This is a genomic window from Tenacibaculum insulae (assembly GCF_964512435.1).
Classification (GTDB): Bacteria; Bacteroidota; Bacteroidia; order Flavobacteriales; family Flavobacteriaceae; genus Polaribacter; species Polaribacter insulae_A.
In genome coordinates this window covers 558,549-574,653 of the sequence record NZ_OZ208512.1, presented here as the reverse complement: position 1 = coordinate 574,653, position 16,105 = coordinate 558,549, and the positions used below count along the sequence as shown (strand labels likewise).

At 32.6% G+C, this 16,105-nt stretch carries 10 protein-coding genes and 1 tRNA gene; 1 reads left to right on the top strand and 10 read right to left on the bottom strand.

What is annotated here, in order from left to right:
• Positions 1-14: 14 nt before the first annotated feature.
• The 5 genes from ACN5J5_RS02580 to ACN5J5_RS02560 all read right to left on the bottom strand — a co-directional run bounded on the left by ACN5J5_RS02580 (position 15) and on the right by ACN5J5_RS02560 (position 7,056).
• Entirely contained in the window at positions 15-1,238 is a 1,224-nt protein-coding gene (locus ACN5J5_RS02580) for a TolC family protein (RefSeq protein WP_068704610.1), read from the bottom strand.
• On the bottom strand, positions 1,235-4,942 hold the full coding sequence (locus ACN5J5_RS02575) for an efflux RND transporter permease subunit (protein ID WP_068704609.1): 3,708 nt from the start codon (positions 4,940-4,942) through the stop codon (positions 1,235-1,237). Before ACN5J5_RS02575 ends, ACN5J5_RS02580 begins: the two co-directional genes overlap by 4 nt.
• Positions 4,943-5,050: 108 nt before the next feature.
• Positions 5,051-5,464: an HYC_CC_PP family protein gene (locus ACN5J5_RS02570; protein ID WP_068704607.1), complete on the bottom strand. Its 414-nt coding sequence runs from the start codon at positions 5,462-5,464 to the stop codon at positions 5,051-5,053.
• Between the two features lie 54 nt (positions 5,465-5,518).
• On the bottom strand, positions 5,519-6,778 hold the full coding sequence (locus tag ACN5J5_RS02565) for a site-specific integrase (RefSeq protein ID WP_068704605.1): 1,260 nt from the start codon (positions 6,776-6,778) through the stop codon (positions 5,519-5,521).
• A gap of 203 nt (positions 6,779-6,981) precedes the next feature.
• Positions 6,982-7,056, bottom strand: a tRNA-Pro gene (locus ACN5J5_RS02560).
• A gap of 175 nt (positions 7,057-7,231) precedes the next feature.
• On the opposite strand from ACN5J5_RS02560, the gene trxB reads away from it, so the two are divergent.
• Positions 7,232-8,170, top strand: coding sequence for a thioredoxin-disulfide reductase (gene trxB, locus ACN5J5_RS02555; protein WP_418645774.1), 939 nt, complete (start codon positions 7,232-7,234; stop codon positions 8,168-8,170).
• 62 nt (positions 8,171-8,232) lie between these two features.
• Here the strand turns inward: trxB and ACN5J5_RS02550 are convergent, their stop codons facing one another.
• The 5 genes from ACN5J5_RS02550 to ACN5J5_RS02530 all read right to left on the bottom strand — a co-directional run bounded on the left by ACN5J5_RS02550 (position 8,233) and on the right by ACN5J5_RS02530 (position 16,104).
• Positions 8,233-8,592 (bottom strand): cupin domain-containing protein, encoded by a 360-nt coding sequence (locus ACN5J5_RS02550; RefSeq protein WP_418645773.1) that lies wholly within the window; start codon positions 8,590-8,592, stop codon positions 8,233-8,235.
• Between the two features lie 2 nt (positions 8,593-8,594).
• Positions 8,595-10,439, bottom strand: coding sequence for a cystathionine beta-synthase (locus ACN5J5_RS02545; protein ID WP_418645772.1), 1,845 nt, complete (start codon positions 10,437-10,439; stop codon positions 8,595-8,597).
• A 248-nt stretch (positions 10,440-10,687) separates the two neighbouring features.
• Complete coding sequence (locus ACN5J5_RS02540; RefSeq protein ID WP_418645771.1) at positions 10,688-12,484, bottom strand: acyl-CoA dehydrogenase family protein; 1,797 nt, start codon at positions 12,482-12,484, stop codon at positions 10,688-10,690.
• 18 nt (positions 12,485-12,502) lie between these two features.
• Positions 12,503-13,693, bottom strand: coding sequence for an acetyl-CoA C-acyltransferase (locus tag ACN5J5_RS02535; protein WP_418645770.1), 1,191 nt, complete (start codon positions 13,691-13,693; stop codon positions 12,503-12,505).
• A gap of 5 nt (positions 13,694-13,698) precedes the next feature.
• A complete protein-coding gene (locus ACN5J5_RS02530) occupies positions 13,699-16,104 on the bottom strand; it encodes a 3-hydroxyacyl-CoA dehydrogenase NAD-binding domain-containing protein (RefSeq protein WP_418645769.1) in 2,406 nt (801 codons plus the stop codon).
• Position 16,105 lies beyond the last annotated feature (1 nt).

Sequence of the window (16,105 nt, the reverse complement as noted above, 5' to 3'; positions counted from 1 at the left end):
AATTATACTTGTTTTTAGTTGCTTAAATAATTGATGATTGTGGTTTGTAAATAATAAGTTTTAATCGATTCTATTTGATTCATTTGAAACTTTAATTGCAGTTCTTGAATGTCTAAAACATCATTAAAATCAATTGTTCCTGTTTCGTAACTTTTGATTAATATTTGCTCTGCATCATTAGCTTGCTTCAAATTTTTGGTTTGAGTTTTATAACTTATTCTTGCAGACACTCTTTCTTTTATTGCTTTATCTAAAAGCGTTTCCAAAGTATTTAAGCGTTCTTGTTTTTGTGCAGTAATTTCCTGCTGTTGTAACTCGTTTTGCTTTGTTTTCGATTTATATTTTTTATTAAATATTGGTATTGATAAAGACACCATTGGCATTACAATATCTTTTCCATTATCGCTAAAGTCCATATTTGGACGTTTCGCCACATTGATATAATCTAATCCAAAACCAATCATAGGACTGCTTTCTTTTTGGTTTAATAATTCTGATTGTTCAATGGATTTAAAGAGTTTATCATATTTTAATAATTCAGGATGCAATGCTAAATTTTCAAAAGTGATTTCAAAATCTTCAGAAGGCATATTTAATTTATCAACAACAACTATAGAAACCTCTTTTTCTCTATTTAAAAGTTTATTTAAGGTTGTTTGTTCTGCTAAAAATTGTTGTTGCAACACTTCTTTTAATTGTTGTAATTCATTTTGACGCATCTGTAATCGTAACACATCTACTGCTGAAGCTTTGCCAACTTCGACAGAAGTTAAAGCCATTGTTTCGTAAGTTTTTAAGAGTTCGATATTGTTAGTTAATACTTTTTGTTTTGCTTTATTAGTATATAACTTGTAATACGATTGTGATACCGAAACCATTAATTTACGTTTGGCAATTACAATATCTTCATATTTAGTTTCAGCTAAAGAACTTACATAATTTTCTCTTGCTGTTATTGAGCCAAACCAAGGCAACATTTGTTTTGCAGAAACTTTAAAGCGTTGGGCTCCAGTTCTTGTTTCTGGCTCACTTACAAAATAACCTACTCCAAATTCGGTATTTGGAATGGTATTAACTTCATTTACTTTTTCTGAAACTCTCTTGTGCTGTAACTCGAATTTTTGAATCTCTGGATTGTTTACCAAAGCTTCATCGATTAAAGTTTGTAATTCTTGTGCATTTCCTTTGAGAACAAAGAGAAAAGAAAAAAGAAAAAAGATTGTTTTTATATGTTTCATTTTGATGTTCTTTTTAGTTGAGCTTCTGCTTTCCAGCTGTATAAAACTGGTACTACAAATAAGGTGATTAAGGCAATTAGCATACCTCCAAAACTTGGTATTGCCATAGGAATCATAATATCACTACCACGACCTGTTGAGGTTAATACTGGTAATAATGCCAATATGGTTGTTGCAGTAGTCATTAAACACGGTCTAATACGTTTTTCTCCTGCTTCAACAACAGCTGCTCTGATTTGCTTTTTGTTTTTTGGTGTATTCCTTTCAAATATTTGAGTTAAGTACGTTGCCATAACTACACCATCATCGGTTGCAATTCCGAAAAGTGCAATAAAGCCTACCCAAACAGCAACACTCAAATTAATTGGATGCATCTGAAATAAATCACGCAGATTTTCGCCAAAAAAGTTGAAGTTTAAAAACCAATCTTGACCATATAACCAGATCATTAAAAAACCACCTGCAAAAGCAACTGCAATACCAGTAAATACCATTAATGATGTACCTACTGAACGGAATTGAAAATAGAGTATTAAGAAAATAATAGCCAATGCCAAAGGCACTACAACCGATAAAGTTTTTTCTGCTCTTATTTGATTTTCATAGCTTCCTGTAAATTGATAATTAACCCCTTTTGGTACTACCAATTCGCCTGAATCTATTTTTTGCTGAATTAAAGCTTGTGCATTTTCAACAACATTTACTTCTGCAAAGCCATCCATTTTATCGAATAATACATAGCCTACTAAAAAAGTATCCTCACTCTTAATAACTTGTGGCCCTTGTTCATATCTAATGGTTGCCAATTCGCTTAATGGTACTGGACTGCCTTTTTCAACTGGCACATAGATTTGCTTTAAATCGGTTGGATTAGCTCTTAATTCTCTTGGGTATCTAACACGTACTCCATAACGCTCCCTACCTTCAACAGTTTGGGTTAAAACCATACCACCAACAGCTACTTTTAGCACCTCTTGTACATCTTGTATAGATATACCATAACGTGCAATTTTTTCCCTATCAATATCAATAAGTAAATAAGGTTTTCCTACAATACGGTCTGCAAAAACAGCTTCGTCTTTTACACCATCAGCTTGTTTTAAAATTCCTTCTAACTGTACACCAAAGGCTTCAATTTGTTTTAAATCTTGACCTTTAACTTTTATTCCCATTGGTGCACGCATACCTGTTTGCAGCATTACCAATCGTGTTTCAATAGGTTGTAGTTTAGGTGCAGAAGTAACGCCTGGTAACTTGGTAACTTTTACAATGTCATTCCAAATATCGTTTGGTGATTTTATTTCTGGTCGCCAGTTTCGATAAAATTCGCCATTATTATCTTCTATTAATTGCGACCTTTCTACAGCGCTCAAAGTGACATTTTCTGTATTATTAGGATTAGCGATGAAACGTCCATCTTTTAATTCAAATAAACCATCATTATTTACTTTGTAACGTTGACGTTCTCCGTTTTTATTCAGCATATATTCTGATTTATACTGAATAATATTTTCATACATAGACAAAGGCGCTGGATCTAAAGCTGATTCTGTACGACCTGCTTTACCAACTACGGTTTTTATCTCTGGAATACTTGCTACAGCCATATCTAACTGTTGTAAAACACGTTTGTTTTCTTCGACTCCAGAATGTGGCATTGAAGTTGGCATTAATAAAAAAGAACCTTCATTTAAAGATGGCATAAATTCTTTGCCTGTATTTTTCATTATGAAAAAACCTGCTATTACAATAGCTGTTGGTATGGATAAGAATATTAGTTTATTGTTCAAACACCATTTTAAAATACGTGTATAATACCTTATGAATAATGAGAAAACACCTAATAAACCAAAGCAAATAATACTTACAAAAATGAGATTCCAAAAGATGCTTTTATCTACACCTAAAGGTCTCCAATATTCAGCTAATAAAAACACAATAGCAGATACAGATATGATAATATTAATAAGATTTGCTTGTTTTTCGCTTATCATTTTTTGAACACTTAATAGTGTTGTAACTCCAAAAGCTACCAAGATTAAACCTAACCAATAACCATAGACTGTGGCAATAATTCCTAATGCTATTAAAACCCCATTTAAAACATATTTGAAATTGGTTTTAATGTTTTTCTTTTTAAATAAAAATGCAGCAAAGGGTGGAATTAAAAACAACGCTACAATAATTGAAGCTGTTAAAGCAAATGTTTTAGTAAAGGCTAATGGTCTGAATAATTTTCCTTCAGCTCCAATCATTGTAAATACAGGAATAAAACTTATAATGGTTGTCATAACTGCTGTTACAATTGCTCCAGATACTTCTGCTGTTGCGTTGTAAACCACATTATTTATAGGCAGTTTATCTTTGTTTTCATCTAAATGCCTAATGATGTTTTCTGAAAGTATTACACCTACATCTACCATTGTACCAATAGCAATAGCGATACCTGATAAAGCCACAATATTAGCATCTACACCAAAGAGTTTCATTGCTATAAAAACCATTAATACAGCAACTGGTAGTAAGCCAGAAATCAATACAGAAGCTCGAAGATTAAATACCATAATGATTATAACTAAAATAGTAATTAGTATTTCTAATGTTAGGGCTTCATTAAGTGTCCCTAAAGTTTCCTGAATGAGTTCTGTTCTGTCATAAAAAGGAACAATAGTTACTTGTGAAGTTCTGCCATCGGCTAATACTTTTGAAGGTAGTCCTGCGCTTAATTCGTTAATTTTTTCTTTAACATTATTGATAACTTCCATTGGATTCGCACCATATCGCGCTACTACGACAGCACCAACAACTTCTGCACCTTCCTTGTCCAGTAATCCTCTTCGAGTTGCAGGACCTAAAGACACTTTTCCTATGTCTTTAATTTTAATCGCTGTGTAATCTTCGGAAGTAACTACTGCATTTTCTATGTCGGAAATAGATTTTACATAACCTAAACCTCTAACTAAATATTCGGCTTGATTAATTTCTAAAGTTTGTGCACCAATATCTTTATTACTTTCTTTTACTGCTTTTACAATATGATGTAAACCAATATTGTATTGACGCATTAATTCCGGATTAACATCTACTTGGTATTCTTGTACATAACCACCAATTGATGCCACTTCTGATACGCCACTTGCAGACGATAGTGCATATTTAACATAGTAGTCTTGAATACTTCGTAATTCTTGTAAATCCCAACCACCTGTTACATTTCCGTTTTCATCACGACCTTCTAATGTGTACCAAAAAATTTGCCCTAATCCTGTGGCATCTGGACCCAAAGCAGGATTAACACCTTCGGGTAATAATCCGCTTGGTAACGAGTTGAGTTTTTCTAATATTCTACTACGACTCCAGTAAAACTCAATATCTTCTTCAAAAATGATATAGATACTTGAAAAGCCAAACATAGACGAACTACGAATGGTTTTTACTCCTGGAATACCGAGTAAAGATGTTGTTAATGGATAGGTTATTTGGTCTTCTATATCTTGTGGTGAACGACCATCCCATTTAGTAAATACTATTTGTTGGTTCTCTCCAATATCGGGAATAGCGTCTACAGCTACAGGGTTACTTGGTAAAAATCCTGTTTCCCAATTAAATGGTGCATTTACCGTTCCCCAGCCTATAAAGAGAACAAGTAATAATACTGCTACGAGTTTATTTTCTATTAAAAATTTGATGCTTTTATTTAGCATTGTCTTTGATTATTAAACAGTTAGACATAGGTGTTAAGAAAACACCGAATACAAAAAATCATCCTTATGACATACAGCCATAGGATAAAACAGTCTAATGTTTAAAAATCAAATTAAATAAGTCTCGTCAATCTTGAAGATTTGCTTGACGACAAGTGGTGGTTCGTATTCTTCGAAAGAAGATACGTTATTATCTAACCCTTCAAAAAGGTTAATGTAAGTATATACGAAAGAAGCAATAAATACCTGCTGCTCAAAAGTAATTTTATCAACTTGAAGTTGTAATTCATTTTGACCATCAACAGCTAATTGTTCATCACTACAACAATTCTTTTTTGTTATAGAACACCCATCAGTTAATGGGTTTTCCATTTCCATTCCACAGGTTTCTGCTTTATGGAATATAGCTGTATCCATTAAAGTATCTCCACAATAGTGCATATCTACAGTAAATGACATTGTAGAAAATAACACTACAAAAGCCATTAAAAGTGACATTATTTTATGGAATACTTGTTTCATATTGAAAACAAAGGTATAAAATTTAATTCAATTTGAATAGATTTTAACTTTGCTTTAAATAAAACTTGATTGGTTTTTGGTTGTTTTTACACCTTTCTCAAATTTTGCTCTTAATGTTTTCATATCATCACTTACCTTACGTTCAATCACTTTAGCATAAATTTGTGTTGTTGAAATGCGAGAATGACCTAAAAGTTTAGATACTGTTTCAATAGGTACGCCATTACTTAAAGTTACTGTTGTAGCAAATGTATGTCGTGCCAGATGAAATGTTAGATTCTTTTCTATTCTGCATAAATCTGCTATTTCTTTTAAATAAGCATTTAATTTTTGGTTTGACATTTTTGGAAATACAGTAGCATTTGCTAATGATTTTGGATTTTCTTTATACTTATTAATTAAAGTAAGTGCTTTAGGTAGTATAGGAATTCGTAAGGCATTGTTTGTTTTCTCTCTTTTCATAATTAACCACAACTCGCCATCTATACCATAATTAATATCACTTGCTGTTAAGTTTATTACATCAATATAACTCAAGCCGGTGTAACAGGCGAAAACAAATAGATCCTTTACTAATTGTAGTCTTTCAATTGAATAATCTTTTTCTTCAATTTCGTTCAATTCCATTTCAGTTAAATAGCCTCTTTCTACTTTTACAAATTTAGATTTGAAGTTTATAAACGGATCTCTTTCAATCCATTCCAGTTTATAAGATAGTGTAATCATTTTTCTAAAGCGTTCAATATGCTTCATTACAGTATTGTTACCCATTGGTTTTTGGTGATCTGTGGGTGTGAAATTTCTTAAGTATTTTTCAAACTTTAAAATGAAATTATAATCCAATTGCTTTAAATACATATCTGTAACTTTATATTTTACAAAAATGAAATCTGCAATGTACCCTTGTGTTGTGAAGTAATTTTTTTGAGTACCCCATTTGAGTTTCCCTACCATATCTTCATTATGATATTTTATGATATCATTTAAAGAATAATTTTGTTCATCTTCTTTTAGGTAACGAGCCTTAACGGTTTGAGCTGAAGTAATCTTACCTTCGGATTTTAATTCGTTTTTGGATTGGTGAAGCTCTGAAGATACCTGGTCCAAATATGCGTTAATAATTCGAGCCTCTTGGTTGGTTCCTTTTACTTTGTTTTTGGCAGAGCTCCAAAATTCAATTTTAATTTTTCGTTTGAGGCTAATTTCTGCTCTTTTCCCATTTACCGTTATACGTGCATAAAGAGGTGCTTTTCCATTTTTAGCTTTTGATAGTTTGAGCCAAAACAGAATACTAAACGTTGTCGAAGTTTTCATATCTTTCGTCTTTAGTTAAACATTTGTTTACTGACGAAAGTCAAATCAATAATTCGGTTACCTATATACCTATTATAAAATGGTAACCGAATAGGTCACTTTTTTAATCAAATAATATCAAATCTTATGATTGCTTAAAAATCATAAAACCTCGATAATCTTACGATTACCAAGGTTTTGATGTTAATTGATTATTAATTTTGTCGGGGTGGCAGGATTCGAACCTGCGACCTCCTCGTCCCAAACGAGGCGCGATGACCGGGCTACGCTACACCCCGAATAATTATCGGTGTGCAAATGTATAAAAAATAAACACATCTGAAACAAAAAAAATAAAAAATTTATTAAACGTAAGATAATTTTAGTTTATCGTCTAATAATCAAATTATATATTAAAAAAAGACAATAGCAATAAAAAAAAATTACATTTGTATTTCCATAAAAATTTAAACGATGGCAGAAAAAATTAAATGTTTGATTATTGGTTCAGGACCAGCAGGGTATACCGCAGCAATTTATGCAGCAAGAGCAGATATGAAACCTGTTATGTATACAGGTATGCAAATGGGAGGGCAGTTAACTACAACTACTGAAGTTGATAATTTCCCTGGATATGCAGATGGAACTGACGGAACAGCAATGATGAACGACTTACAAAAACAAGCAGAACGTTTTGGTACGCAAGTTCGTTTTGGAATGGTTACTAAAGTAGACTTAAGTACTGAAGTTGGTGGTATTCATAAAGTTATTGTTGATGATTCTATTGAAATTGACGCAGAAACAATTATTATTTCAACAGGTGCAACTGCTAAATATTTAGGATTAGAAAGTGAACAACGTTTAATTGGTGGTGGAGTTTCGGCATGTGCTACTTGTGATGGTTTCTTTTATAAAGGACAAGATGTTATTGTGGTTGGAGCAGGAGACACTGCAGCTGAAGAGGCAACTTATTTAGCAAATATTTGTAATAAAGTTACCATGTTGGTACGTAAAGATCATATGAGAGCATCAAAAGCAATGCAACATCGTGTTGCTAAAACAGCAAATATTGAAGTATTATATAATACTGAATTAGATGAGGTTTTAGGGAAAGATGTTGTAGAAGGTGTTCGTGTTGTAAACAATCAAACAAAAGATAAAAAAGAAATAGCTGTTACAGGAGCTTTTATAGCGATTGGACATAAACCAAATTCTGATTTATTTAAAGGTGTTTTAGATATGGATGAAGTAGGGTATTTAATAACCAAAGGAAAATCAACCAAAACAAATTTACCTGGAGTTTTTGCAGCGGGTGATATTCAAGATAAAGAATACCGTCAGGCAGTTACAGCGGCAGGTTCAGGTTGTATGGCAGCTTTAGATGCTGAACGTTATTTAGGTGCTTTAGAATAAGTAATTAAGTTACATTAAAGGATAAAAAAGAGCTTACCAAATTGGTAAGCTTTTTTTTATGTTTAATAATTTTGGTCTTCTAATGATTTAGTTATAGTAGATTTTACACTACCCGTATGTTTTGTTGTTTTACTTTCAATCAACATAATTAAACATTCATTTTTTGCAGAAACACGATGATTGATTCCTTTTTTAACTACAAATAAATCTCCTTTGTTCATTGTAAAACTGGGTTCGTTTTCAATTTCCATCAATAAAGAACCTTCTGAAATATAAAATAATTCATCTTCATTTTCATGATTATGCCAAGGGATATCTTCACCTTTAATCTTCGCTAACTTTACATATTGATCATTAACTTCGGATATTATTTTAGGAGAAAAATAATTTTCTATAGTTTTAAATTCTTCATTTATATTCATAATTAAATACTTTTAACAAAATCTAAGAAAACCTTTTGATGTAATTCTAAATCCATGTTTGGCGAAAGCGCTACACGTGCTATATAATCTTTATCTCCTTCTTTAGTGGTTCCTTGTGTTGAGGTTGCTGGTATGGTCCAGTAACACCCTTTTAATTGTCCGTAGCTTACACAGTATTTACTTTCATTCGGAATTTCACTAATCATTAAATTAATCAACTTTAAGTTTAAAGCTCTTTTATAAGTTTCTCTTTCTTCATCAGTAGCTCCTTTTGTAGGAAGGTCTAACGAAAAAACAGAAGGTGTAAATCCTTCATTGGCTAGTTCTTCTGAAACGAAATTTATTTTAGCATCAGGTAATACTTCGTTAATAAAGTTTACAAATTCACGAGTGTATTTGTATGCATCATTTATTCGTTGGTTCATTGAAGGTAATTGATCTGCTAAGATTTTATATTGTAGAGCTGTAGCTTCATTATCACAAATATTTAAATGCAGCGCAATTTTTTCCATTAAAGTAATGGTACTTTCATTTCCTACACAATAACCAGCGGTACATTTTCCTCCGCTCGGAAATTTAGACCCACTTGCAAACGAAATAGTTCTAACTGTTGAAAGGATATCATTTTTACCTAAAAATTGAACATTCGGACAAAATGTTTGGTCTAAAATAAAAACAGGGTCTATAGCAATTGTTCCAGTTTTAGTTTTACGTTCTTTACTTAAAACGTTTCTTAAATCTAATAAATTAGGAACTTCAACTCTTGGGTTGGTAGGTATTTCTGCAATAATATAAGGTATCGCATTTTTATTTGCAGCAGCTGTTAAAACAATATCAATACTTTGTACCATATCATTATCACCATCAACAGGTAAATCAACAATTTCTACATTTTTAATACAAGCAGCAACACGTCTTGCTTGGTCATTGGTACCACCATAACAATTTGGAGGAACAATAATTTTAATAGTTTTTCCTTTATGATTTTCTTTTGCATCATGAATTAAACCCATTAAAATTGCATATTGAATTGATAATCCGCTCGAAGCAACCAATGGTTTGGTATTTGTACCTGTAATTTTTTGAATTGAATTTAAAACACTTTCTTTATTTTTTTGAAGATCATCTAAAGTTGTTTTGATGGTAGAATTTTTAACCAAAGCATTTAAAATAGCTAAACAATTAGCAGGTGTCATGGCAATGGTTTCTCTTCTTCTTACATGCTGTATGTCTGAAATATAAGCCTCATTTTGTTTTCCGTTTACTAATAAAATACTTCCTAAATTATTATAAGTATTGATAAAAAAATCGATATTAGTATTTAGATTTATATTGGAGATGTTGTTTTCGTCAGTAATAAAAACAGTACTTCCGTTAAAGTCAGAAACCTTGTTGAGAGTTTCAATTTTTTTTAATTCGAATTGATATCCGTAAATATTTTTAATTAAGTCAATGTCAAAAGAATCAGGAAGCTTATCTGTATATAAAATTTGAGTGTTTTTATTTTCTAATAAATTTTTTCTTAAAATAGCTAAAACAGGAATTGTTTTAGAGTCGAAACTAATTACATTTTTAAAGTTAAGTTCGTTTTGTTTGGCAACAAACCACTCTAATACACATGATAAAGGGTGACCTAATCTTATGTAATCATAAGCAGTAGGTAATTGGTTTAAACTAATTGCATTAGAATCATTAGTGTTAAATAAAGCTTCAAATTGTTCTAAAAATTCAGTCTTTGCTAAACTTTCATTATAAATATCTAGCCGATGTGTTGTTGTGTTTAACCATCCAACAGGCATGTTTTTTAAAACATTTTTAATATAATTTATTACTTTACTTTCTTGCATGATAACCTCTTTATAATAGACTTGCAATATACGTTAATTCGATTTTTTATCAATTGGTAAATAGGTGTTTTAATATGCATTTAACATGTGCTTTTTTAATATAAACAAAGGTTAAATAAAAAAAGACCGCCAAAATTTAATTTGACGATCTTTAAACAAACAACTAAATTCTAAAACCTATATAGTTATAGAAGATTTTTTAAATAGCTTATCAGACAATAACATAATAAAAGCTATTTTAATTTTATTTAGAAACAGTATTTATTCTCTGCTTTTAATTTCTCAGCAATAGTATTACGTAACTCAACTACATTAGGGTAGTTTGCGTATTTTGTAAAACGTTTTAAGCCCATTAACATCATACGTTGCTCATCACCTTCAGCAAAAGAAACAATTCCTTCTTTAGCGTTTTTAATGATTACATCAACAGCATTGTATAAGTATAATTGAGACATTGCAATTTGTTCTTTTTGAGAAGCTTCACCAGAACGTTTTGCGTTCTTTTCAGTTCTTAAAATAGCCGATTCTGCCATATAAATTTTAATTAATATGTTAGATGCAGCATTTAATAATTGTTGGTGTTGCTCTAATTCTGTTCCGTATTTTTGAATAGCACCACCGGCAACCATTAAGAATACTTTTTTAAGTTTTGCGATAATTTCTTTCTCTTCAGCAAATAATTCAGAGTAATCTGGTGTATCAAAAGAAGGAATACCTAATAATTCGTTACCAACAGCTGTTGCTGGCCCTAATAAATCAACATGACCTTTCATTGCTTTTTTAACTAACATCCCTACAGATAATAATCTGTTAATTTCGTTAGTACCTTCGTAAATACGTGCAATACGAGCATCTCTCCAAGCAGATTCCATCGGAGTTTCTTCAGAGAATCCCATTCCTCCAAAAATTTGGATTCCTTCATCTGCACAAGATTGTACGTCTTCAGAAACAGCAACTTTTAAGATAGAACATTCAATAGCATACTCTTCAACACCTTTTAATTCAGCCTCTTGATGAGAGCTTCCTTCTTGTTCACGAATTGCAATTCTATCTTCAATATTTTTAGCAGCTCTGTAAGAAGCAGACTCGCCAACATAAGCGTTAGTAGCCATTTCTGCTAATTTCATTTTAATTGCTCCAAATTCTGCAATAGGAGTTTTAAATTGCTTACGTTCAGTAGCATATTGCGTAGCGTAAGAAATAACTCTTCTTTGAGAATCTAAACAAGCAGCAGCCAATTTAATACGACCAACATTTAAGGCGTTCATGGCAATTTTAAATCCACCACCACGAGTAGAAAGCATATTTTCAACAGGAACTAAAGTATCATTAAAAAATACTTGACGTGTAGAAGATGCACGGATACCTAATTTATGTTCTTCTTCACCTAAAGTTACTCCGTTAGGGTTTGCTTTATCATATTCTAAGATAAAACCAGTAATGTTTTTATCATCACCAATACGCGCAAAAACGATAAAGATTTCAGCAAAACCTGCATTCGAAATCCACATTTTTTGACCGTTAATTTTATAATGTTTTCCGTCTTCAGTTAACTCAGCAGTAGTTTTACCAGAGTTAGCATCCGATCCTGCACCTGGCTCTGTTAAACAATAAGCACCAAAACGCTCACCCATTGCTAAAGCAGGTACGTATTTTTGTTTTTGTTCTTCGGTACCATATAAAGTAATAGGCATCGTACCAATACCTGTATGTGCACCAAAAGCAGTACTAAAAGAACCTGTTCCGCTTGATATATAATCACAGGTTAACATGGTAGAAACAAATCCCATTCCTAATCCGCCATAAGCTTCAGGTACTGCTACACCTAAGAAACCTAAAGCACCAGCTTTACGCATAGTTTCTTCAGTTAAAGCATAGTCTTTCTTTTCAAAACGTTCTTTATGAGGAATGATTTCACGGTCGTTAAATTCTTTAACCGCTTCTTTCATCATTACTTGTTCTTCAGAAAAATCTTCTGGAGTGAATATATCTTCACATTTTGTTTCTTTTACAAGGAATTGACCTCCTCTTAATAAATCTGCCATTTTTGTTTTGTTTTTTTGTTAGTTTAAGAATTCGAAAATACCTGCAGCACCTTGTCCAGTACCTACACACATCGTTACCATACCGTATTTTCCTTGCATATTGCGTTTACGCATTTCATCAAATAATTGAACTGATAATTTAGCTCCCGTACAACCTAATGGGTGTCCTAATGCAATAGCACCACCATTTACGTTAATAATATCGGCATCTAAACCTAATTCTCTTATTACAGCTAATGATTGCGAAGCAAATGCTTCGTTTAATTCAATTAAGCTAATGTCTTCTTGTTTTAACCCTGCTTGTTTTAATGCTTTTGGAATTGCAGCAACTGGACCAATACCCATAATTCTTGGAGGTACTCCTGCAGCAGCATAACTTACCATACGAGCAATAGGTTTAAGGTTTAATTCTTTAACCATATCTTCACTCATAACCATTACAAAAGCAGCTCCGTCACTTGTTTGTGATGAGTTACCAGCGGTAACGCTTCCGTTAGTAGCAAATACAGGACGTAAACGTTCTAAACCTGCAATGTTAGATCCTTTACGAGGTCCTTCATCTTTAGTTACTGTATATGCTCTTGTTGCACGTTTTCCTTTTGCATCAACATAAGTTTCTTCTACTTTAATTGGTACAATTTGATCTTGAAAACGGTTTTCTTCTTGTGCTTTTAATGCTTTTAAATGCGATTGTAATGCAAACTCATCTTGGTCTTTACGAGAAACGTTATATTTCTGTGCCACTTCTTCGGCAGTATTTCCCATCCCCCAGTAATAATCTGCATGACCTGCAGCTACAGTATCGTAGTTTAATTCTGGTTTAAAACCTGTCATTGGTACAGAACTCATACTTTCAGCTCCACCTGCAATAATACATTCAGCCATTCCTGATTGAATTTTAGCAACTGCCATACTAATAGTTTCTATTCCTGAAGAACAAAAACGGTTTACGGTTACCCCAGGAACATCCTCAGTTTTTAATCCCATTAAAGAAATTAAACGCGCCATGTTTAAACCTTGAGAACCTTCTGGCATCGCGTTACCAACAATTACATCGTCAATACGACTTTTATCAAAATCAGGTAACTGCTCCATCATATATTCGATAGTTTCAGCAGCTAACTCATCAGCTCTTTTAAATCTGAACGCACCTCTTTTAGACTTTGCTACGGCAGTTCTATATCCTTTTACTATATATGCTGTTTTCATTTTTTTTAGTTTCTTAATGGTTTACCAGTTTTTAACATGTGTTGAATACGCTCTAATGTTTTGCGCTCTGTACATAAACTTAAGAACGCTTCACGTTCGATGTCTAATAAATACTGTTCAGAAACTTTTGTTGGTTCTGATAAATCTCCACCAGCCATTACATAGGCTAATTTATTTGCAATTTTCTGATCGTGTTCAGAAATAAACTTGCTTGCTTGCATAGAATCGGTAGCTACCATAAATGCACCTAATGCTTGTTTACCTAAAACTAACACATCTTTACGCGAAACAGGTTGTGTATAACCAGCTTCGGCCATTAATACTGCATGTTTCTTCGCTTCAGCAATTTGACGATCTCTGTTTACAACTACTACGTCTTTACCTTTTTGTAATAAACCTAAGTCATAAGCTTCATAAGCAGAAGTACTTACTTTAGCCATACCAATGGTTAAGAAATACTCTTGCAATACATTTAATTGAACGTCTCCTGTACGGAAAGTATCAGAAGCTCTTAAAGCCATTTCTTTAGAACCACCACCACCAGGGATAACTCCTACTCCAAATTCTACTAATCCCATATAGGTTTCAGCAGCAGCAACAACTTTGTCAGCATGTAATGATAATTCACATCCACCACCTAAAGCCATTCCATGTGGAGCTGATATTGTAGGAATTGAAGAATAACGCATGCGCATCATTGTATCTTGAAAATACTTGATAGCCATGTTTAATTCGTCATATTCTTGCTCTACAGCCATCATAAAAATCATTCCGATATTTGCTCCAACCGAGAAGTTTGCTCCTTGGTTACCAACAACTAATCCTTGAAAATCTTTTTCAGCTAAATCAACTGCTTTATTTAATCCAGCTAAAACATCGCCACCAATAGTGTTCATTTTAGATTGGAATTCACAGTTTAAGATACCGTTTCCTAAATCTTCAATAACAACACCTGAGTTTTTAAATACCTCATTTGTTTTACGAATATTATCTAAAATGATAAATGAATCTTGACCTGGTTTTTTAGTTTGTGCTTTTGCAGGAACATCATAATAATAAGTAGCTCCTTCTTTTACTGTATAGAAAGACTTTTCTCCTTTAGCTACCATTTCGGTAACCCAAGCAGCTGGCTCTTTTCCTTCAGCTTTCATTAATTCGATACCCTTTTCCACACCTACAGCATCCCAAATTTCGAAAGGACCATTTTCCCAACCGAAACCAGCTTTCATAGCATCGTCAATTTTATATAATTCGTCAGAAATTTCTGGAATTCTATTTTGAACATACGCAAACATTGCTGCGAAGTTTTTACGGTAAAATTCTCCCGCTTTATCTTTTCCGCCAACTAATACTTTAAAGCGATCAATTGGTTTGTCAATAGTTTTAGTTAATTCTAAAGTAGCAAACTTTGCGCGTTTTTTAGAACGATATTCCATCGTGTCTAAATCTAATGTTAAGATTTCTTTCTTTCCTTCAGCATTTACTGATTTCTTGTAGAAACCTTGTTTTGTTTTACTACCTAACCATTTGTTTTCCATCATGGTGTTGATGAAACCTGGTAATTTGAATAATTCGTGTGCTTCGTCGTTAGGGCAGTTTTCGTAAATACCGTTAGCAACATGCACTAAAGTATCTAGTCCTACAACATCAACAGTACGGAAAGTTGCTGATTTTGGACGACCAATTACCGGCCCTGTTAATTTATCTACCTCTTCAACAGTTAAACCTAATTCTTTTACTTGGTGAAATAAAGATTGGATTCCGAAAATTCCAATTCTGTTACCAATAAAAGCAGGGGTGTCTTTTGCTAAAACTGAAGTTTTTCCTAAAAATTTCGAACCATAATCCATTAAAAAGTCAGTAACTTCTGGCTTACAGTTTGGTCCAGGAACAACTTCAAATAATTTTAAATATCTCGGAGGATTAAAAAAGTGAGTTACTGCAAAATGTTTTTGAAAATCTTCACTTCTTCCTTCGTTCATAAATTTGATAGGAATTCCTGAAGTGTTAGAAGTAATTAAGGTACCAGGAGTACGATATTTTTCTAATTTTTCGAAAACGATTTTTTTAATATCTAATCGTTCAACAACAACTTCCATAATCCAATCAACATCTGCAACTTTAGCAATGTCATCTTCTAAATTACCAGTAGTAATTCTACTTGCAAATTTTTTAGAATAGATTGGAGATGGTTTTGATTTTAAAGAAGCAGCTAACGCGTCATTTACTAAACGATTACGAACAGCTTTATCTTCTAACGTTAGTCCTTTTGCCTTTTCTTTGTCGTTAAGTTCTCTAGGAACGATGTCTAATAATAAGACTTCAACGCCAATGTTTGCAAAATGACATGCAATACCGCTTCCCATAATACCAGAACCGACGATTGCTACTTTTTTAATTCTTCTTGTCATT

What these genes read in the sequence shown, in the direction of transcription:
- ACN5J5_RS02580 (WP_068704610.1), bottom strand. Translation starts at nt 1,238, where the DNA reads ATGAAACATATAAAAACAATCTTTTTTCTTTTTTCTTTTCTCTTTGTT.
- ACN5J5_RS02575 (WP_068704609.1), bottom strand. Translation starts at nt 4,942, where the DNA reads ATGCTAAATAAAAGCATCAAATTTTTAATAGAAAATAAACTCGTAGCA.
- ACN5J5_RS02570 (WP_068704607.1), bottom strand. Translation starts at nt 5,464, where the DNA reads ATGAAACAAGTATTCCATAAAATAATGTCACTTTTAATGGCTTTTGTA.
- ACN5J5_RS02565 (WP_068704605.1), bottom strand. Translation starts at nt 6,778, where the DNA reads ATGAAAACTTCGACAACGTTTAGTATTCTGTTTTGGCTCAAACTATCA.
- trxB (WP_418645774.1), top strand. Translation starts at nt 7,232, where the DNA reads ATGGCAGAAAAAATTAAATGTTTGATTATTGGTTCAGGACCAGCAGGG.
- ACN5J5_RS02550 (WP_418645773.1), bottom strand. Translation starts at nt 8,592, where the DNA reads ATGAATATAAATGAAGAATTTAAAACTATAGAAAATTATTTTTCTCCT.
- ACN5J5_RS02545 (WP_418645772.1), bottom strand. Translation starts at nt 10,439, where the DNA reads ATGCAAGAAAGTAAAGTAATAAATTATATTAAAAATGTTTTAAAAAAC.
- ACN5J5_RS02540 (WP_418645771.1), bottom strand. Translation starts at nt 12,484, where the DNA reads ATGGCAGATTTATTAAGAGGAGGTCAATTCCTTGTAAAAGAAACAAAA.
- ACN5J5_RS02535 (WP_418645770.1), bottom strand. Translation starts at nt 13,693, where the DNA reads ATGAAAACAGCATATATAGTAAAAGGATATAGAACTGCCGTAGCAAAG.
- ACN5J5_RS02530 (WP_418645769.1), bottom strand. Translation starts at nt 16,104, where the DNA reads ATGACAAGAAGAATTAAAAAAGTAGCAATCGTCGGTTCTGGTATTATG.